This is a genomic window from Vibrio sp. 811 (assembly GCF_033339195.1).
In genome coordinates this window covers 456,527-475,687 of the sequence record NZ_JAWOUB010000002.1, presented here as the reverse complement: position 1 = coordinate 475,687, position 19,161 = coordinate 456,527, and the positions used below count along the sequence as shown (strand labels likewise).

At 44.1% G+C, this 19,161-nt stretch carries 19 protein-coding genes; 8 read left to right on the top strand and 11 right to left on the bottom strand.

Going from position 1 to position 19,161, the window contains the following annotated elements; genetic code table 11:
- Positions 1 to 279: 279 nt before the first annotated feature.
- The 4 genes from R7Q46_RS05945 to R7Q46_RS05930 form a co-directional block, all read right to left on the bottom strand.
- Complete coding sequence (locus tag R7Q46_RS05945) at positions 280 to 795, bottom strand: YchJ family protein (protein ID WP_262647240.1); 516 nt, start codon at positions 793 to 795, stop codon at positions 280 to 282.
- 80 nt (positions 796 to 875) lie between these two features.
- Complete coding sequence (locus tag R7Q46_RS05940; protein WP_005378158.1) at positions 876 to 2,090, bottom strand: EAL and HDOD domain-containing protein; 1,215 nt, start codon at positions 2,088 to 2,090, stop codon at positions 876 to 878.
- A gap of 98 nt (positions 2,091 to 2,188) precedes the next feature.
- Positions 2,189 to 2,926: a UDP-2,3-diacylglucosamine diphosphatase gene (gene lpxH, locus R7Q46_RS05935; protein WP_005389817.1), complete on the bottom strand. Its 738-nt coding sequence runs from the start codon at positions 2,924 to 2,926 to the stop codon at positions 2,189 to 2,191.
- Positions 2,927 to 2,986: 60 nt separating this feature from the next.
- Entirely contained in the window at positions 2,987 to 3,481 is a 495-nt protein-coding gene (locus R7Q46_RS05930; RefSeq protein ID WP_005378156.1) for a peptidylprolyl isomerase, read from the bottom strand.
- A gap of 202 nt (positions 3,482 to 3,683) precedes the next feature.
- On the opposite strand from R7Q46_RS05930, the gene cysS reads away from it, so the two are divergent.
- Together cysS and R7Q46_RS05920 are read left to right on the top strand one after the other, a co-directional pair.
- Complete coding sequence (gene cysS / locus R7Q46_RS05925) at positions 3,684 to 5,066, top strand: cysteine--tRNA ligase (RefSeq protein ID WP_005378155.1); 1,383 nt, start codon at positions 3,684 to 3,686, stop codon at positions 5,064 to 5,066.
- Between the two features lie 87 nt (positions 5,067 to 5,153).
- On the top strand, positions 5,154 to 5,732 hold the full coding sequence (locus R7Q46_RS05920) for a thymidine kinase (protein ID WP_005378154.1): 579 nt from the start codon (positions 5,154 to 5,156) through the stop codon (positions 5,730 to 5,732).
- A gap of 60 nt (positions 5,733 to 5,792) precedes the next feature.
- Here R7Q46_RS05920 and R7Q46_RS05915 read toward each other — a convergent pair whose 3' ends face one another.
- Genes R7Q46_RS05915 through R7Q46_RS05905 form a run of 3 tightly spaced genes read right to left on the bottom strand, consistent with a single transcriptional unit; the run spans position 5,793 to position 8,152 of the window.
- Entirely contained in the window at positions 5,793 to 6,431 is a 639-nt protein-coding gene (locus R7Q46_RS05915; RefSeq protein WP_005389814.1) for a YdcF family protein, read from the bottom strand.
- On the bottom strand, positions 6,428 to 7,255 hold the full coding sequence (locus R7Q46_RS05910; protein ID WP_005389813.1) for an NAD-dependent epimerase/dehydratase family protein: 828 nt from the start codon (positions 7,253 to 7,255) through the stop codon (positions 6,428 to 6,430). Before R7Q46_RS05910 ends, R7Q46_RS05915 begins: the two co-directional genes overlap by 4 nt.
- An 18-nt stretch (positions 7,256 to 7,273) precedes the next feature.
- A complete protein-coding gene (locus tag R7Q46_RS05905; protein ID WP_318077374.1) occupies positions 7,274 to 8,152 on the bottom strand; it encodes a LysR family transcriptional regulator in 879 nt (292 codons plus the stop codon).
- A gap of 89 nt (positions 8,153 to 8,241) precedes the next feature.
- Here R7Q46_RS05905 and R7Q46_RS05900 point away from each other — a divergent pair, with 89 nt between their 5' ends.
- On the top strand, positions 8,242 to 8,688 hold the full coding sequence (locus tag R7Q46_RS05900; protein ID WP_154204695.1) for a PACE efflux transporter: 447 nt from the start codon (positions 8,242 to 8,244) through the stop codon (positions 8,686 to 8,688).
- Positions 8,689 to 8,731: 43 nt separating this feature from the next.
- Here the strand turns inward: R7Q46_RS05900 and R7Q46_RS05895 are convergent, their stop codons facing one another.
- Positions 8,732 to 8,965, bottom strand: a complete 234-nt coding sequence (locus R7Q46_RS05895; RefSeq protein WP_005387662.1) for a TIGR02647 family protein — start codon at positions 8,963 to 8,965, stop codon at positions 8,732 to 8,734.
- A 299-nt stretch (positions 8,966 to 9,264) separates the two neighbouring features.
- Here R7Q46_RS05895 and focA point away from each other — a divergent pair, with 299 nt between their 5' ends.
- Positions 9,265 to 10,125, top strand: a complete 861-nt coding sequence (gene focA / locus R7Q46_RS05890) for a formate transporter FocA (RefSeq protein ID WP_005378146.1) — start codon at positions 9,265 to 9,267, stop codon at positions 10,123 to 10,125.
- Positions 10,126 to 10,210: 85 nt separating this feature from the next.
- Here focA and R7Q46_RS05885 read toward each other — a convergent pair whose 3' ends face one another.
- Both R7Q46_RS05885 and R7Q46_RS05880 read right to left on the bottom strand, forming a co-directional pair.
- Entirely contained in the window at positions 10,211 to 10,348 is a 138-nt protein-coding gene (locus tag R7Q46_RS05885) for a hypothetical protein (RefSeq protein ID WP_005378145.1), read from the bottom strand.
- Between the two features lie 354 nt (positions 10,349 to 10,702).
- Positions 10,703 to 11,515, bottom strand: coding sequence for an ABC transporter permease (locus R7Q46_RS05880; protein ID WP_318077371.1), 813 nt, complete (start codon positions 11,513 to 11,515; stop codon positions 10,703 to 10,705).
- 462 nt (positions 11,516 to 11,977) lie between these two features.
- Between R7Q46_RS05880 and torE the strand changes: the two genes are divergently transcribed.
- The 4 genes from torE to R7Q46_RS05860 all read left to right on the top strand — a co-directional run bounded on the left by torE (position 11,978) and on the right by R7Q46_RS05860 (position 17,819).
- Positions 11,978 to 12,157, top strand: coding sequence for a trimethylamine N-oxide reductase system protein TorE (gene torE, locus R7Q46_RS05875; protein ID WP_005378141.1), 180 nt, complete (start codon positions 11,978 to 11,980; stop codon positions 12,155 to 12,157).
- 50 nt (positions 12,158 to 12,207) lie between these two features.
- Positions 12,208 to 13,392, top strand: a complete 1,185-nt coding sequence (gene torC / locus R7Q46_RS05870) for a pentaheme c-type cytochrome TorC (RefSeq protein WP_005378139.1) — start codon at positions 12,208 to 12,210, stop codon at positions 13,390 to 13,392.
- 26 nt (positions 13,393 to 13,418) lie between these two features.
- Positions 13,419 to 15,881 (top strand): trimethylamine-N-oxide reductase TorA, encoded by a 2,463-nt coding sequence (gene torA, locus R7Q46_RS05865; protein WP_005378138.1) that lies wholly within the window; start codon positions 13,419 to 13,421, stop codon positions 15,879 to 15,881.
- A gap of 198 nt (positions 15,882 to 16,079) precedes the next feature.
- Complete coding sequence (locus tag R7Q46_RS05860; protein WP_213899661.1) at positions 16,080 to 17,819, top strand: glycoside hydrolase family 36 protein; 1,740 nt, start codon at positions 16,080 to 16,082, stop codon at positions 17,817 to 17,819.
- A gap of 76 nt (positions 17,820 to 17,895) precedes the next feature.
- Here the strand turns inward: R7Q46_RS05860 and R7Q46_RS05855 are convergent, their stop codons facing one another.
- Entirely contained in the window at positions 17,896 to 19,110 is a 1,215-nt protein-coding gene (locus R7Q46_RS05855) for a putative manganese transporter (protein ID WP_005378133.1), read from the bottom strand.
- Between the last annotated feature and the right edge of the window lie 51 nt (positions 19,111 to 19,161).

The following is a 19,161-nucleotide window of genomic DNA, read 5'->3' as shown; positions in this document are numbered from 1 at the left end:
CTTGCTATAGATAAGTGAAAGCCCCTATGCTCTCGAGCCTAGGGGCTTTTTTAATTTAGTGTTCTTGATTCGGGGTAAAAACCGGCAACAGTGCTAGTAGCGATTAGATTCTGAATCACACTCGTTCCTCGCTGTTCAGAATGACGGTATATTTTCTAATGGTGCTTGCAGTAGAGTTATTTACTTCAAACAGGTACATATATTCACGTCACTCCAACGAGCCTAGACGAGTTCAGGAATCTCATTAAAGAGAGCTCAATAAGCTAGGAGTGGATGATCTTACCCACAACACTTCTTAAATTTCTTACCGCTTCCACAGATACACGGGTCGTTGCGACCTACTTTTAGGCTACTCACTGGTTTGTTTAGGCGAGGATCTTGTTCTGGTTCTTCTTCTAGCTCTTTTTCTGGAAACGTGCCGTCAATGTAGTACCAAAGCCCATTTTCTTTCACGAAACGAGAACGCTCGGTCATGCAGTAGCGTTTGCCGTCTTCATCAAAATAAGCGCTAAACTCTACAAAGCCTTCATTGTCATTACTGCCAGCTTCTGTTTTTACAACTTCAAGTTTGCACCAATCGCTGTCGATAGATTGGGCAATGCCTTCACGTTGCTCTTCTGCATTACAGCTTGGATGATAAGTGTTGACCACGTAATCGACTAGACCTAACACATGCGCACTGTAACGAGAGCGCATTAACTGCTCTGGAGTGGTGACGTCAGCATGGTTGTTGTGGGCAATTTCACAACACTGTTGGTAGGTGCGGTTAGATCCGCAAGGGCAAGAAGAAGCCATAAAATGAAATCTCGATTAATTAAGCGGTAAAAACAAACAACCTCACAATTGCGAGGCTGGAGGTGAGGCATTATAGCGATTTAGGGCGTTTGAGACAGCAGTTCTTGAGCCCACTCGGTAGATTGATTAAAAGCGTCCGCTAATTGAGGTTCGGTTAATTTAAGAACGGTGCAATATCGCTCGGCTAACTCCCAGTCCGCTTGTTCATAGGCGATCGTCATCGAAAGTAAGTGACCAAGTACGCCTTTTCGACTGGTTAATGCGAGTTTTATATCTTCGTCAACGGGGATATCTTCAATGACATCCGAGAGCGGTTGATCGAGCAAAGAGCCGAGTAAAGAAAACATGCCTGTCAAAAAAGCCTGCCCAGGGTCATACCTAGTGTTCATTTGACTAAGTAACAGTTCACACATTCGTGCACGCTGAATCGCTAAAGAGTAAAGAGAGTCAGGTTTATCTTCTTGAACGGACGCAATTGCAACTAAGGAAATAAAGCGTCGTAGTCGCTCTTCACCCAGATAAATAAGCGCCTGTCTGAACGATTTTATCTTAGTCGTTAATGTATATCCTGAATTTACGTAAGTAAGCAACTTGTATGACAGCGTCACATCAATTGAAAACAGACGTTCAACCTCATTGAAGTCGATGGGCTTATCTGCAATCTCTTTACAAAGCTGGATGACGGTAAGAAACGCGGGGTTCAACCGTTTTTTCTGGATCATCTCAGGTTTGCTAAAAAAATACCCTTGAAAATAGTTAAAACCGGCTTCTAGAGCTTGCTCAAACTCTTCATAGGTCTCTACCTTTTCCGCTAGAAAGTCGATTTTAAATGGGCTCAACGCCTGAATAAAAATGGCAGCTTTCTTGATCGGCACAAGTCTAATATCAAACTTGATCATGGAAACGTATGGAAGAAAACGCTTCCAAGCTTTCGTCGGAACAAAATCATCCAGAGCAATTTTGTATCCGCACTCATGAAGGTGCTTGATGGCTTCTAACAGTTCTTCTGTCGGTTCGCAGTCTTCAAGGACTTCAATGACGAGAGATTCTTTAGGGAACAAAGTTGGGACCAAGTTCACCAAGCTTTGATGCGGAAAGTTAACAAAGCCAAGTTTGTTTCCTAATGTGTTGTAATGCGTCGATAAAAAATGATCGGATAGCAGTCGACTAGTAGCCAGCTCTGGTTCTACTTCAGGGAAGGTATTTTTAGGGCCGTCTCGAAAGAGGAGTTCGTAACCTATGGTTCGTTTTTCTCTATCCAGAATCGGTTGGCGAGCTACGTAAGAATACTTCAATTAGGTACTTCGTTCTGTTTAACTTAGTATTATGATAATAGCGATTTTTTACAAAATATCTACGACTTGAGCGTGAATCTTCTACACGCTCTACATGCTTAACGCAAATTCTGTATGAACGGTCTCGTTTGTAGGTCAAAACTATCAGAATTTACTTTTAAAACTGAGCCTTGCGTATACCAATCCCCTAAAACAATTCGGGTCTTTTTAACGCCATCGACGTCAAAAAAATGTGTGTTCGGGCGATGTGTGTGACCATGAATCATTAAGTTGACGCAGTTCTGAGACATCACTTTCTCGACCTCATTTTGGTTGACGTCCATGATATCTAATGACTTGCTCATTTTATCATCACGAATATCGGATTGAACTTTTGAGACAATTTTCTTCTTAATGAACCAAGGAATACGGTTAAACAACCATTGTAGCCATGGCTTGTGAACGGTTTTTCTAAACTCTTGGTACTTCACATCGTCAATGCAGAGCGTATCGCCATGTAGGATTACGGCTTTTTGACCATAAAGATCAATCGTGCAGACATCGTCGAGTAATGTCATACCGGTTTCTTTGCAAAAGCGTTTGCCGAGTAAAAAATCTCGATTGCCTTGGATGAAAAAAGTTGGCACACCCGCATCCGTCAGTGCTTTAAATTCTGCTCGGATTTGGTCTGCAAAAGGGGTGTTGTCATCGTCACCAATCCAAAATTCAAACAGATCGCCGAGTACATAAAGTGCATCAGCTTTTGTTGCTTCTGTTCGCATGAACGTCACAAAACATTCCGTGATATCAGGACGTGATGGGGTAAGGTGAAGATCGGAAATAAATAATGTCGTCATAGAAATAAGGGGAAGCTATGCCTCCCCATTAACTTATCTTTTAAAAATAATTCCTAAGAATTACTCTTCAATTGTTGTACCAGTGATTACTACGTCTTCTAGAGGTACGTCTTGGTGCATGCCGTAAGAACCAGTGCTAACGCCTTTGATCTTATTTACGATGTCCATGCCTTCGATTACTTCACCGAACACACAGTAACCCCAACCGTCTAGGCTTTCGCTACGGAAGTCTAGGAATGTGTTGTTGTTTACGTTGATGAAGAACTGAGAGCTTGCTGAATGCGGCTCCATAGTACGTGCCATAGCAAGTGTACCCACTTTGTTGCTAAGACCGTTGTTTGCTTCGTTCTTGATAGGTGCACGAGTCGCTTTTTCACGTAGACCAGACTCCATACCACCACCTTGGATCATGAAGCCGTCAATAACACGGTGGAAAAGCGTGTTGTCGTAGAAACCGTCGCGGCAGTACTGAAGGAAGTTTGCGCTTGTCTCTGGCGCTTTCTCTTCGTTTAGTTGAATCTTGATGTCACCAAAATTAGTGTGAAGGGTGATCATGCTACTTTCCTTTACTGTGTTGTGTTGAGCCCGAGATTCTAGCCTAAGTTCTAGTGCTTTAAAAACTCAGGAAGAGGAAATTCTTCGTTTTGTGCTTGAAGTTTAGCCGATTATCGTTTTATCGGTTAATTGCTATTACCTAACTAGGTTGGAGTTGATATACTCATCTTCTTTTATTCATTCACAATCATAGATAGAGATCATGTTAAAGATATATAACACACTCACAAGACAGAAAGAGGAATTCAAACCAATTACAGCTGGCAAAGTCGGTATGTATGTCTGTGGAGTTACCATCTACGATCTCTGTCACATTGGTCACGGTCGTACTTTCGTCTCTTTTGACGTTGTATCACGTTACCTTCGCTACTTGGGCTACGATCTGACGTTTGTACGTAACATCACAGATATCGACGATAAGATCATCAAACGTGCCGCAGAAAATGGTGAGTCTTGCGATTCATTGACTGAGCGTTTGATTGGTGAAATGCACGCTGATTTTGATGCGCTGAACATGAAACGCCCGGACGTTGAACCTCGTGCGACACAGTTTATTGCTGAAATCATCGAATTGGTTGAGAAGCTAATCGAGCGCGGTTTTGCATACGTTGCAGATAACGGTGACGTAATGTTTGAAGTGGGTAAGTTCAACGAATACGGCAAGCTTTCTAAGCAAGACCTTGATCAGCTTCAAGCTGGCGCGCGCGTTGATATCGAAACAGCAAAACGCAGCCCTCTAGACTTTGTACTTTGGAAGATGTCTAAGCCGGGTGAACCAACGTGGGAGTCACCATGGGGTCCTGGTCGTCCAGGTTGGCACATTGAGTGTTCAGCAATGAACTCTTCAATCCTAGGTAACCACTTCGACATTCACGGCGGCGGTTCTGATCTTCAGTTCCCACACCATGAAAATGAAATCGCACAATCATGCTGTGCACACGATACACAATACGTGAACACATGGATGCACAGCGGCATGGTAATGGTAGACCGTGAGAAGATGTCTAAATCTCTAGGTAACTTCTTTACTATCCGTGACGTTCTTGGTCACTACGATGCTGAAACAGTGCGTTACTTCCTAATGTCTGGTCACTACCGTAGCCAGTTAAACTACAGCGAAGATAACCTAAACCAAGCACGTGCTTCGCTTGAGCGCCTGTACACATCTCTACGTGGTTTAGACCTAAACGCGGCGCCTGCTGGTGGTGAAGAATACGTATCTCGCTTCACTGCAGCGATGAACGATGACTTCAACACACCAGAAGCTTACTCAGTACTGTTCGACATGGCGCGCGAAGTTAACCGTCTGAAGACAGAAAACCTAGAGAAAGCGAGCGAGCTAGGTGCGCTAATGCGTGAACTAGCAGATGTGATCGGTATTCTTCACCAAGATCCAGAAGCCTTCCTAAAAGGTGATGCAGGTAACGATGATGAAGTGGCTGAAATCGAAGCTCTGATCAAGCTGCGTAACGACTCTCGTGCTGCGAAAGATTGGGCGAATGCAGATATGGCTCGTGACAAGCTGACCGAAATGGGCATTGTTCTGGAAGATGGTCCAGAAGGCACAACGTGGCGTCGTAAGTAATTGAATTTTCATTTTTAAAGGGCTGATAATTCAGCCCTTTTATTTTCCATTTCCATAAATTAAAACTTTAACTTTAGGTAATGCTCTGTGGCTCAGATGTATTTCTATTACTCAGCAATGAATGCGGGTAAATCAACAACGCTTCTTCAATCCTCTTTCAACTATCAAGAACGCGGCATGACGCCAGTTATTTTTACGGCTGCGCTAGATGATCGTTTTGGTGTCGGTAAAGTGAGCTCTCGTATTGGTCTTCAATCTGACGCACATTTATTTCGTCAGGATACCAATTTGTATCAGGAGATCGCAGCTCTGAATGAGGTTGAAAAACGTCACTGTATTCTTGTTGATGAGTGTCAGTTCTTGTCGAAAGAACAAGTTTATCAACTTACTGAAGTCGTTGATAAGTTGCATATTCCAGTATTGTGTTACGGCCTTCGCACCGATTTTCTAGGCGAACTTTTTGAAGGCAGTAAGTATCTATTATCTTGGGCAGACAAGCTGGTTGAGCTCAAAACAATCTGCCATTGCGGCCGCAAAGCGAATATGGTTATTCGTACCGATGAACACGGCGTGGCAATTAAAGAAGGCGATCAAGTTGCGATCGGCGGTAACGATAAGTATGTCTCCGTATGCCGCCAACATTACAAAGAAGCGCTCGGTAAATAAGCCGTATTGATACAGAAAAGCCACCGAACTTGGTGGCTTTTTGTTGTCGGTTAGAAAAAGTTAGACTAAGTCAAAACCAAACCGCTCGAGTAAAACCTGGTAAGAAGATTCGACTTGCTGAGGGATGTTCTGCTCGGTTTGAAATCCTTTCTCTGGATAGCTTTTTACGCGAGAGAAATCTTCCATTAGTGCTTCTAGCACCATCATTAATGGCATGTCTTCATTAATGTATTCAAAAAATGGAAGAGCCGCAGAGCTTACTTGGAGCTGAGTGTAGGGTGACTGCCACTGTTTTTCAAATGTCGCGATTGCTCTACGCTCCATAAACGGTTTTTGTACCAGAATAAACGAGGAACATTGTTTTCCTTCCTCTTTTAATCGTTGCTCAGTAAAGCGGACGTTTTCTCCGCTGTTTGTGGATTTAGTCTCGAGCAAAATTGCTTCGCTTGGAACGCCCGACAACTTTGCAATCTCGGCAAAGGTTTCTGCCTCGCTTTTTTCAAACAGTCCATCTGTGAAGCGACCTTCACCCCCTGAAAATACAATCAAAGGTGCCAACTTTTGGTGGTAGAGCTTGGCAGCGTGCTCCGCTACACGCACATCATTACTGCACATCACAAACAAACAGTCCGCAGGCTTCAGTTCATGTTTAAGTTGCATGTAATCCCAAAGCGTTTCTATATGTCTATAGAGTCTCATAGCGCATCCAAAGTTGAATTGAAGTGAAATCGATAACCAAGTGAGAGTAGTTTGTCAGCAAGAATACGCTTGTCAGCTTGCTCTGTGACGGGTGGAAGAGGTATCTCACTTCCGATTTTGTTTATGGCAGCTTGGTAGAACTCAGCCTTGCTGACAGTATGAGGTGTCGTAACGTTAATGACTTGGTTGCTTAAATTGCCTAAGGCAAATTTCGCAGCCGAGACAGCATCATCTTGATGAAGCATATTAGCTGGTGCTTTACGACTAACTTGTTGAAGCCTTGCTGCAAAGCGAGATGGGTGTCTATCTGGCCCGATTAATCCGCTACAACGCAGAATAACAAAGCTAATATTCGAGTCGATAACATGCTGCTCTGCTTGAAGCATAATACGTGCATTGTCAGAGAAATAAGGGCTTTTGGCTGCTAAAGAGAGTGACGCGTCAGCTTCTTCCATATCGGAAGCAAGGTTAGGGTAAACCGTGGTAGAGCTGATCATGAGAAGTTTTTCAACGTTGTTTTGCTTAGCTGCGTTGGCAAGTATTTGCCATTGCTGGGCATATTCTTGACCGCGTCCTTTACGAAATCCTGGAGGAAAAGCGCCGATAACGTGCGTAATTTGATGCTGTTTGAGCAGTTCATCTAGCCGTGCTGTGGCGTTCAATTGATTGAAATCGAACAATGCGGAGTGAGTTAATGAGGTGGGTAACTCTTTTAATCGAGTTTGGCTACGACGAGTGACGACAACATAGTGTCCATCTTTCATCAATGTTTCTGCTAGCGGAGTTCCGAGCCAGCCTGCACCTACGATCAATGTATTTGCCATTTGGGTCTTCCTACTTACTTATGTCTGCCCGAATAGGTTGAGCAGTTCTGCTTTGGCTTGTTGATGGAGGGGATCTGAATGCCATTTCTGGTGCTGAATAAGGTCAACATTGACTTGCCAAGCCAGTTTTGTGAAATCATCCCCAACTTTTTTTAATGTATTAGGTGAATACGCGACTAAATGCTGTGGTAGAAAGCACCAACCAAACCCTTTATTCGCCAATTCCAACAAAATATAGTAGTTATCAGCGTACCAGATATCTGGGCTAAATGCTTGATTGAGACCACATGGCTCTGCACTTTTGGATCGTATGACCAATTGACGATGTTGTTTTAATTGATCAATGTGAGTGATTTGCTGCTTTGCTAAAGGATGTGTTGAAGAGACATAGACATCAAATGCAATATTGCCAAGATTGGTGAAATCGATGTGCCTTGGTATTTGTAAATCACTCAAAATAATCCCAGTCGTGGCGCGTTCCGACTTAACCAATTCAATGATATCAGGGCTTGATGCCGTTAAGCATTCAACTTGTAAGTGTGGAAAGCGTTGCTCTAACTTCTTTAGCACATCCGGCAAGCGAGTCAGAGGAATCCCTTCATCAATAGCTAAGACTAATTTGTTCGTTGGCGTGGAAAAGAGCTGCGATGCCCTATTGTTTAGGCGGTCGAGTTGGCTGATTGTTGCTTGTGCATAAGGTACGAGCGCGAGGCCATTCTCAGTTAATTTAGGGTACCTGCCTGATCGATCGAAAAGCTCAACACCACAGTCGATCTCCATATTCATGATGTGCTGGCTCACTACAGATTGAGCTCGCCCCAGTTTTCTAGCTGCTCCTGAAAATGATCCTGCTTCTGATGTAGCAATGAAAGCTTGCAGTTGTTCGATGGTAAACATATCGCTTAAACCGATGGTATCTAACTTTTGGTTATCTAAATAGTAGATAAAATTCTAAGCATTGAGTAGAACTATTTGGACAGAGAAATATGACTCGTAACGAACGAATTTTTCATGCAGTACTTTTTGAGTTAATCGCACTCGCGATTATTGTACCAGCGGCTTCATTGATCACTGGAAAGGGTTCTAGTGATCTCGCGTTGGTTGGGGTCGGGTTGAGCATGTATACCGTGATATGGAACTACATCTACAACTTGTATTTTGATAAGTGGTTTGGTGACAATCGAGCTGAGCGAAGTTTAGCGATGCGGCTTGGACACACTGTTGGTTTCGAGGGAGGATTGATCTTTATCTCTCTACCTGTGATTGCCTGGTTCTTAGAAATTACGCTTCTTCAAGCTCTAATGCTGGAAGCCGGCTTCCTCGTTTTCTTCCTATTTTATGCCACTGGTTTTAACTGGTTGTATGACAAGGTTCAACCATTTAGCAAAATGAAAAAGCGATTATTGCCACAGGCATCGACAGGAAAAATATAGGACTAAAAAACGCCACCGAGTTCGGTGGCGTTTTTTGTTCAAATTACACAGACAAAACTCTTAAAATCTTATCTGCATGTTCTGCAACTTCAATGCCTTCGTCTGTGAGATAACCACCGTCAGGCTGTGTACAAAGTTGCTTCTTATATAGACGAGCAACGGCTGCCTGCATTTCTTCTGACGCGTCTGTATGAACTTTAATACCAGTTGCAGCACTACTTAGGTCGAACTGAAGAAGTAGATTCAATTCGGCGATATGTTCAGCTGAATATTTCATAAATGATTCCTTTGCGCTTTTTTTACCAAGCTAGTCTGAAAAGTAGCGTTGGGCAACATTCAACGACAAGAAGTGTTAAGTATGGCGCTATCAGGCTGATATAACGCAGGATCTTTGTTCGAAAGGCCGAATACTTGTTAAGTATCAATGATACTTACGGTAGCGAATGATAGGCGCTATTTATTGCTTGATCTCCCAATAACAACGATTTTAGTAAACACGCCAAATAGCACTTGAAAAAATAGGGAAATAGAGCGATTATCCGCGCCTCTTTAAATGTTTCTAAATGTTACACCAGAATGAACTTTAATCAGTTTGACTCACTATTACCGCCACAAGCTGCGGAACGCGCGGCTGAAGTGGGGGTAGGCAAAGCAACGAAAGCTCCAATCAAATCTTTTCTGCTCGCCATTTCTGCGGGGCTTCATATTGGTATTGCTTTCATCTTCTATACCACAGTAACGACAGGCGCAGGCGAGCTGCCTTGGGGCATTACACGACTCATTGGTGGTCTGGCATTTAGCCTTGGTTTGATTTTGGTGGTGGTTACTGGCGGCGAGCTTTTCACTAGCTCTGTGCTGACACTAGTTGCGCGTGCGAGTGGAAAAATCTCTTGGCAAGCACTTATCAAAAACTGGTTGGTGGTTTACTTTGGCAATATGGTTGGGGCCATTTTGCTCGTGGCCTGTATGCTAGTTACCAAGCAATATATGTTTGATCATGGCCAAGTTGGTCTTAACGCGATGGCGATCTCCCAACACAAATTACATCATGGTTTCTTTGCTGCTGTTGCGCTTGGCATCATGTGTAACGTATTAGTTTGTATTGCAGTTTGGATGACGTTTAGTGGACGTACATTAACTGACAAAATAGCGGTCATGATTCTGCCAGTAGCTATGTTCGTGTCGGCAGGTTTCGAGCACTGTATTGCGAACATGTTCCAAGTACCTATGGCGATTGGTATTAAGTACTTTGCGCCAGAAGCGTTTTGGCAAATGACAGGGGCAGATATTGCAAACTACGCGGACTTAAACATGATGGGGTTCATCGTAAACAACCTAATTCCTGTTACGATAGGAAACATTATTGGTGGTGGCGTATTTGTTGGCATGTGGTATTGGATGATTTATCTACGCGATGAAGATAACCATTTGCGATAAGTTTAGAAGATCACAAGAAAGGCGAACTAGATGGTTCGCCTTTCTTTTTATTTGTCTCTGCAAATGTCAAACAAGTCGAGTCATGCTAAATCAACTCTTCGTTGATGCCAAAATCGGTTGGGAGCCAATGAGAAGTTACTTCCTTTGGTTCTTGAACGAGCCAATCCAGAGGTGCATCGGACAGGAGTTCATCGTAATTTTCTTTGATCATTAAGACATCCATGTACGTCTCTCCAAGTTTGTGGTCAATGCCTTTACTTTAAAATTAGAACATGTCAGTCACGTGATCAATGCATGACGATTCGATTGATCACTTATGTTGATATGTTTCTGGTTGCGTATGGGTTTTGGGGGCTTATCCACATTTTCTGTGGATAACCTGTATCAAAGGTCGTGCGTATCTAAACTTGCAAAGAAAATTTCATAAAATTAGAGGCTTATATCAAAAAGAATTCTGCCTGACTTTTCATCTGAAAGCGTCTTGATGAGTGCTCGAAGAATAGTTGAGTTATTCAGTTATAAGTACGTTCGACTTGGCAACATGAGTTGTTTAACGGTCTTTACCCACAAGCGCCAGCTAACCATGAGTTTTGGTCGATTCGGGTTGCTCGATTTTTATCTTGATTCGGCCTTCTTTGGTTTGTACCCAGCGCAATGTCATTTCTAACGTTATGGTTACGGAGGCACTCAACATGACGAAAATAGCCAGCATAATTACTAACTGGTATTTGATCGCAACCATCGGGCTCGCGCCACCTAGAATTTGACCGGTCATCATACCCGGTAAGGTAACCAGCCCTGTAGTGGCCATAGAAGCTAAAGTCGGGGCAAGGGACTTTCTAAGAGCCTCCTGAATGAAGGGGAAGGATGCGTAGCGAGGAGAGGCTCCAAGTGAGATTGCAGCCTCATATTCTGCTTGTCTCTGCTCAAAAGCCGTAAACAAATTCTGAAGAGCGATGATATTACTACTCAAGCTGTTACCCAATAACATACCAGCAAGTGGGATCATGTACTGCGCATTGTAAATAGGGGATAGTTGCACTAAGCCTACTGTAATTGCTATCAGAAGTGGTATTAGACCACAGGTAAGGCCCGTTAGTAGCGGAAGCATAAGTGGCTTTTTAGGTAAGTGAGCTTTTCCCGCAATTGAGCTGGCACCAATCAGTAGCATGATGGCAAGCCAAAGTATATTGACAAGTAAGCTGTTCAATTGAAAAAGATATTCTAAATACACGCCAATCAATATGAGCTGAAGTGTCATTCGGATAACACTGATTATGGTGTCTTTTGCTATCCCTAATTTGTAGCGGGCATTGATAAAGAAGGGGACCAATAAAATCAAACCAAACAGTGCCAGTTTGACCCAGCTTATATCCACCACGTTATCCATAATCGCTCCTTGAAAATACGCGAATAATTGTATCTAAGCCTCCCCTTTATATGAACCACTACGTGCACTTTTTGCTGTTCTTAAAGTAAACCTTGAGTGCTATTTTAGACATTAATACGCAGCATTCTGTTTACAAGTGGTTATCTTTTTCGGAGTTTTTAAGTCGATTTATGTCATGGTAATTACGATTTAAATGTGATCGATGTTTCTTAAATGTTGGTTATTTAACAACTCCTTAAAAGACTTATTTTGTCACATCTGTTCATGTTTTTTAATAAATAACATCAATCCATCATATCTCTGGATGAGCTCAAAAAAGTGTTGAATTACAAGGTCTGAGGTCGCTTATTTGATTGAACCCTACTATTAGTATGGTCTAACATTTTCCATTAGAGATTGTAAAAAACTTAAGCTTGGTTACGCGGGCTTTTCAATAACACTAGATACAAAATAGGCAAATGTATGAGTGATGTTAATAAAATTGAGAGTGGTGAAAAACGCTCCCTGGAGTGGAAGTCGTTCCTCTTCATTGCAGTTGTTCTCTTCCCAATTCTGAGTGTGGCCTTTGTTGGCGGCTACGGGTTCATCGTTTGGATGTTGCAAGTCTTCTTCTTTGGACCTCCAGGCGCGCACGGCATGTAAGCCAGTGAGCTCATAACCACACTTTTGAAAAGATTTTAAGAGAGCAAATAATGAAATCATTAATCATTAAACTGTGGCGTACCATGACGCGCCCAGCTGTACATATCAGCCTAGGTGTGCTGACTATGGGCGGCTTTATTGCTGGTGTTATCTTTTGGGGTGGCTTTAACACCGCTCTAGAAGCAACCAACACAGAAGAATTCTGTATTAGTTGTCACACAATGCGTGACAACGTGTACGTTGAGCTACAAGAAACGGTGCACTGGAAAAACCACTCTGGTGTTCGTGCTACCTGTCCTGATTGTCACGTTCCACATAACTGGACAGATAAGATCGCTCGTAAGATGCAAGCTTCTAAAGAAGTATTTGCACAAGTATTTGGCAACTACGACGAACCGGGTGTGTTCGAAGAGCGTCGTATCGAACTTGCTAAACACGAATGGGATCGTTTCTCGGCAAACAAATCTCTGGAGTGTAAAAACTGTCACAACTACGAATCGATGGATTTCGAGCAAATGTCTCCAACCGCTCGTATCCAAATGAAGCAAGCCGCTGAGAAAGATCAAAGCTGTGTTGACTGTCACAAGGGTATTGCGCACAACCTACCAGCAGGCATGGACAGCATTGGCGGTATCGTGGGTGATCTAGAGGGTATGACTTCTAACACGGATTACGGCGTTGGTCAGCAACTCGTGAGCGTTCGTCACCTACCAATTTACTTTGATGCGCAAGGCAGTAAAGAAGCTGGTCTTCTTAATCCTGCATCGACCGTTAAAGTTCTTGAAGACAAAGGCGAGTTTGTTGAGATCGAAATTGACGGTTGGCGCAAAGCAAAAGGTTTTGGTCGTGTAATTCAAGAAGACTTCGGTAAGAACATTGCGACTGCGTCTCTGATGAAAGAAGCAGCAACAGACAGCAACATTGTGACGACTGGTGAGAAAAAAGTGGATGAGTTAACAGGCCTTCCTTGGGAAAAAGTAGCGGCGAAAGTATGGATTAAGAAAGAGTCTATGCTGAACGACATCAATCCTGTTTGGGAAAAATCTCGTGAAGCCTACAAGACCAATTGTTCTGTATGTCACACTCAACCTGCGGAAGCGCACTTCGACGCGAACACCTGGCCAGGTATGTTCGACGGTATGTTGGCGTTCGTTAACCTAGATACAGACAGTGAAGCACTGATCTTGAAGTATCTACAGAAACACTCTTCAGATTATGCTGAAGGTCACCACTAATAAGCGTCGGATTGGAGTAATTTTAAATGGCTATTACACGAAGAAGTTTTCTTAAAGGTGTAGCAACCACAAGTGCAGCGTCAGTAATTGGTCCTAGCTTATTGGCGTCCGCCTCTGCAAATGCCGTTGAGACGACAGGTACTTGGAAAGTAACCGGTTCTCACTGGGGCGCGTTCCGCGCCCACATCTACGCGGGTAAAGTTCAAGAGATCAAGCCGCTAGAGCTAGACAAAAACCCAACAGAAATGTTGAACGGTATCAAGGGCATTATCTACAGCCCTTCACGTGTTCGTTACCCAATGGTTCGTCTAGATTGGTTGAAGAAACACAAATACAGCGCAGATACTCGTGGTAACAACCGTTTCATCCGAGTAACTTGGGATGAAGCGCTAGACTTGTTCTACCGTGAGCTAGAACGTATTCAAAAAGACTACGGCCCATGGGCGCTACATGCAGGTCAAACAGGTTGGAACCAAACAGGCTCATTCAACAACTGTACTGCGCACATGCAACGTGCAGTAGGCATGCATGGCAACTTCATCACTAAAGTAGGTGACTACTCGACGGGTGCAGGCCAAACCATTATGCCGTACGTGCTAGGTTCAACCGAAGTTTACGCACAAGGTACGTCTTGGTCTGAGATCCTAGAAAACTCTGATAACATCGTTCTTTGGGCCAACGACCCAGTGAAAAACCTTCAAGTAGGTTGGAACTGTGAAACGCATGAGTCGTTTAAGTACCTTGCACAACTAAAAGAAAAAGTGGCGAAAGGTGAGATCAACGTTCTATCTGTAGACCCAGTGAAGAACAAAACTCAGCGCTACTTAGAGAACGATCACTTGTACATCAACCCGCTGACAGACGTAGCGTTCATGCTCGCTGTGGCACACGTGTTGTACAACGAAAACCTGTACGATAAGAAGTTCATTGATACTTACTGTCTAGGCTTTGAAGAGTTCATTCAATACGTTCAAGGTAAGACAAAAGACAAAGTAGAGAAGACGCCTGAATGGGCAGCAGCGATTTGTGGCGTGAAAGCGGACAAGATCCGTGAATTCGCACGCATGCTAGTCAGCGGTCGTACACAGATCCTGATGGGTTGGTGTATCCAGCGTCAAGAGCACGGTGAGCAGCCATACTGGGCAGCGGCTGTGGTTGCTGCAATGGTTGGTCAAATCGGTCTACCTGGCGGTGGTATCTCTTACGGTCACCATTACTCAAGTATCGGTGTGCCTTCTACTGGTTTCGCGGGCCCTGGTGGTTTCCCTCGTAACCTTGACCAAGGTATGAAACCGAAGTGGGACAACAACGACTTTAACGGTTACAGTCGTACTATCCCAGTTGCACGTTGGATCGACTGTCTGCTAGAACCTGGCAAAGAGATCAACTACAACGGCGGTAAAGTGAAACTGCCAGACTTCAAGATGATGGTTATCTCGGGTTGTAACCCATGGCACCACCATCAAGATCGTAACCGCATGAAGAAAGCGTTCCGCAAACTTCAAACGGTTGTAACGATCGAGTTTGCTTGGACTGCAACATGTCGTTTCTCAGATATCGTTCTACCGGCGTGTACGCAATGGGAACGTAACGACATCGACGTATACGGTTCATACTCGAACAAAGGTCTGATTGCGATGCATCGCCTCGTTGATCCATTGTTCCAATCTAAGCCTGACTTCCAAATCATGAGTGAACTAACTCAGCGTTTTGGTCGCCGCGAAGAATACACTCGTGGTATGAGCGAGATGGAATGGATCGAAAGCCTTTACAACGATTGTAAAAAAGCGAACGAAGGTAAGTTTGAAATGCCAGAATTCAACGAGTTCTGGGAGAAGAGCGTACTAGACTTCGGTGAAGGTAAACCTTGGGTTCGTCATGCGGACTTCCGTAAAGACCCTGAGCTTAACCCACTAGGTACACCGTCTGGCTTCATCGAGATTACATCACGCAAGATCGGCCGTTACGGTTATGAACACTGTCAAGAGCACCCAATGTGGTTCGAAAAATCAGAGCGTTCACACGGTGGTCCTGGTTCAGATAAATACCCATTCTGGTTGCAGTCTTGCCACCCTGATAAGCGTCTTCACTCTCAAATGTGTGAGTCTGAAGAGTTCCGCGCGACTTACGCGGTACAAGGTCGTGAGCCGGTTTACATCAACCCAGCGGATGCCAAAGCAAAAGGCATCAAAGATGGTGATTTGGTACGTGTATTCAACGGTCGTGGTCAGCTGTTAGCTGGTGCTGTTTTGACTGACAGCTACCCACGTGGCGTTATTCGTATCGAAGAAGGTGCATGGTACGGTCCTCTAAACGAGAAAGAAGGCGCAATCTGTACTTACGGTGACCCTAATACGCTAACGCAAGACATCGGTTCTTCTGAGCTTGCACAGGCGACTTCTGCGAACACATGTATCGTAGACTTCGAGAAGTTCACAGGTAAAGTGCCGCCAGTCACTTCATTTGGTGGTCCGATCGAAGTTGCTTAATTAGTGCAGTTTGCATAAATCGAAATACCAGCCTCAGGGCTGGTATTTTTTTATCAAAATTTCAGTGAGCGTTGTCTCAATAGTAACTTCATAACGTTAAACGAGACTGGTATTCGTGATGATGGTAACGAATTGGGTGAGACAAGCAGGAGATAATGCGCCAAGCTAAACAATAATAATTAAGTGAGTAGACCCATTATGGCTCAGAGCATTCAATTAGCAAATCACACTGAGATCACTGTGAATAACAATGACTTCCAAGTTGAAGTCGAGGGTAATCAATTACATTTTTCTTTTGCTGGTATTCACAATAAAACCTTTACCGACCGTGAAGTGTTGCTCGAAATGCCGTTTTTGTACGAGCACGAGGCCAACGTAATTGGGGATGGTTTTCAAATGTTGGCGCAAACGGCGGGAACGATCAATCACCCCGTTGATATTGGTCGCTGCCCAGACAATAATCCTTCTTATCGAATCTACCCTAAAGATGCCCCTAAGCGTTATTACAACTATTTAGTGGTGGAAGGCTCGGCTGGCTACACATTGTATGGCTTCACATCATGTCATCGCTTTGCTGGCTATTTTGATGTTGTACTGCGTGATGGGCATTGGGTTTTATCAGCCGCAATTGATGGTGAGTTGACTCAAGTGGCGGATTGGGAAAGTAATCAACTTGAATCCGTGGCGGTACTCTGTGGTCAATCGCTGTCCGAGCTTTATCAAACCTATGGCGAGATGATTGCAGAGCATCATCCTGTTCGCCAAGGTGTGACACAAGATGCGCCTGTTGGTTGGTGTTCGTGGTATGCGTACTACGCAGACGTGACAGAGCAAAACATCATGCAGAACGTTGATTGCATGCAAGATAAGCTCGAAGACCTAGAGTGGGTACTTCTGGATGATGGCTATCAAGCCTTTATGGGCGATTGGTTAATCCCATCGGATAAGTTTTCTGGTGGTGTGAAAGAGCTCATTCATAGTATCCGTGCAAAAGGCAAAAAGCCGGCGATTTGGATGGCGCCCTTTATTGCTCAACCTGAGTCGGAGATCTTCAAACAGCATCCAGATTGGTTTGTTCGCCACAAGGATGATGGCTTACTTAAAGCAGAAGATGTCACATACGGTGGTTGGCGATGCACGCCTTGGTACATTCTCGATACTTCAAACCCTGAAGTGCAAGAGCACCTAACTCATGTGGTCTCTGTTATGCGTCAAGAGTGGGGTGTTGAGCTATTCAAATTAGACGCAAACTACTGGGGCACATTAAAAGGTAAACGAAGCCAATCGGGTGTCACCGGTGTAGAAGCCTACCGCATGGGTATGGAAGCGATCGCTAAAGGGGCAGGGGATGCATGGCTGTTAGGCTGTAACGCGCCAATGTGGCCATCTCTGGGACTTGTGGATGCAATGCGTGTTTCTGACGATGTAGAGCGTCATAGTCGTCGATTCGAGCAGATAGCCAGAGAAACCTTTTACCGTAGTTGGCAGCACCGAAAACTGTGGCAAATTGACCCGGATTGCGCCACATTCACTTCACTAGCTAACCAAGCCGCATCCAGAGAAGAGTATGAATTTCATCGCACGGTGTTATTAGCGAGTGGTGGTTTGCTGCTGTCTGGTGACCCGCTCCCTGAGATTACGCCGTTTGCTAAGAAGACACTGTCTAAGCTCATGTTACGTCAACAACGTAACCAACAATCTGCAAAGTTTACCGCTTTGAGTTTAAATCACGCGTTTTTAAAACTAACGACGAAGAATGACCTCCATTGTTTGTTTAATTATGCGAGTTACGGAGCGATGGAATTTACGCTGACGTCTGATCAACCGGTGGACTGGTATGATTACTGGACAGGGGAAAAGCTAAACCAAGAACCTTGTCAGTTATTAATGGTGAGCGTGGATAAAGGGCTAAATGCGAAAGCGATCGTCACGGCATAACGTGAAGCAAATCGCCCAATACTAAGAACAAGAAAGGAGCCTATTGCGGCTCCTTTCTCGTTTGATGCTCTGAGCGTTAGAACTCGAATAAAAAGTAATACCCGTATCCAACGATAAAAGCAGGAATGGACGAATAAATAGTCGCGACCAAAGCGGCTTTTGGTGCCATAGCAATGGCGGGGAATAGGGCGTCACCATCGTTAGAAATCGCATTGGCCAGTTGCGCAGAAAGTGGCGCTGCACCAGAAATGTATAGGCTAGTGACTAAAATTTGCGGTCCGCAACCAGGCAACATACCAATGGCTAGGCCAGCTAATGGCATCCAAATTCCCCAATGAGAAAAGGTTTCTACAAGGTCGAGTCCAGAAAAATAGGTTGTCAGCTCAAACGCCAGAAAAGCAACGATCACCCAAGCACTGACGAAATTCGTATCTTGTGCTGCTTTTTGAATCGGGTGTGAGTCCACGATTTTTTCATCTTCAGAGACCGTTGACTGATAATCGCCAAGTTCTTTTGTCATCGCCCATAATGACATTGTGATCACCGCGAAGATAGCGCCCAGCCATTCAATGGTGTTGGCTTTCAAAGATAGCAACTGATTAATATCTATTTGGAAAGACATTAACACAGCAACGACACTAGCAGGCACAATAAGCCATTTCCAAAATGCGCCTTGTAGATTGATTGCACGTTGTTCAAGAGGCGTGTGTCGGTCTGTCTGGTGTTGGCAACAAGCATGTGTCTGAGGTGCTTCTTTTGGTTCTGGTCGCAGAAAGTTATCAGCATGAAAAGCATTAACGACTAACCCTGAAAGAGTACCCACGATAATGCCTAATCCAACCACGCCTAATCCAACACTTGGTTTGGCGGCCAGAAGTAAAAAGGCAGCGTCACCCATTGTTGAAGTAAGTACCGCGACAATCGCACCAAATCCCACTCGGCCACTAATAAATTGCGTTGTCACAACAATAGCGCCACCACAGCCAGGCAAAGCACCCAACAAAGAAGCAAAGAAAACCTGATGATTACGCGAGCGATGATATAGCTCGGTAATTCGATTGGTTTTCGACATAAAGTTTGAAAGATAATGATAAATAGCCAATGTGGCAGCAACATAGCATGACACTGCCCAGAATGAGTCGGATAGCGTCTGTACGGCTACGTCACGTGTATTTTCATTGCCTAGCAAAATGAGCATGACGATAGGGATCAGCAATCGCTTATAAGCTAAACGAAACTGAGTAGGCTGAAACAACTGTTGTGCAGAGTGTAATAATTGGGTCGCGTTCATCGTTTACTCAAATGCAAATAGGAATAATTATCATTATATGTAAATGAGATT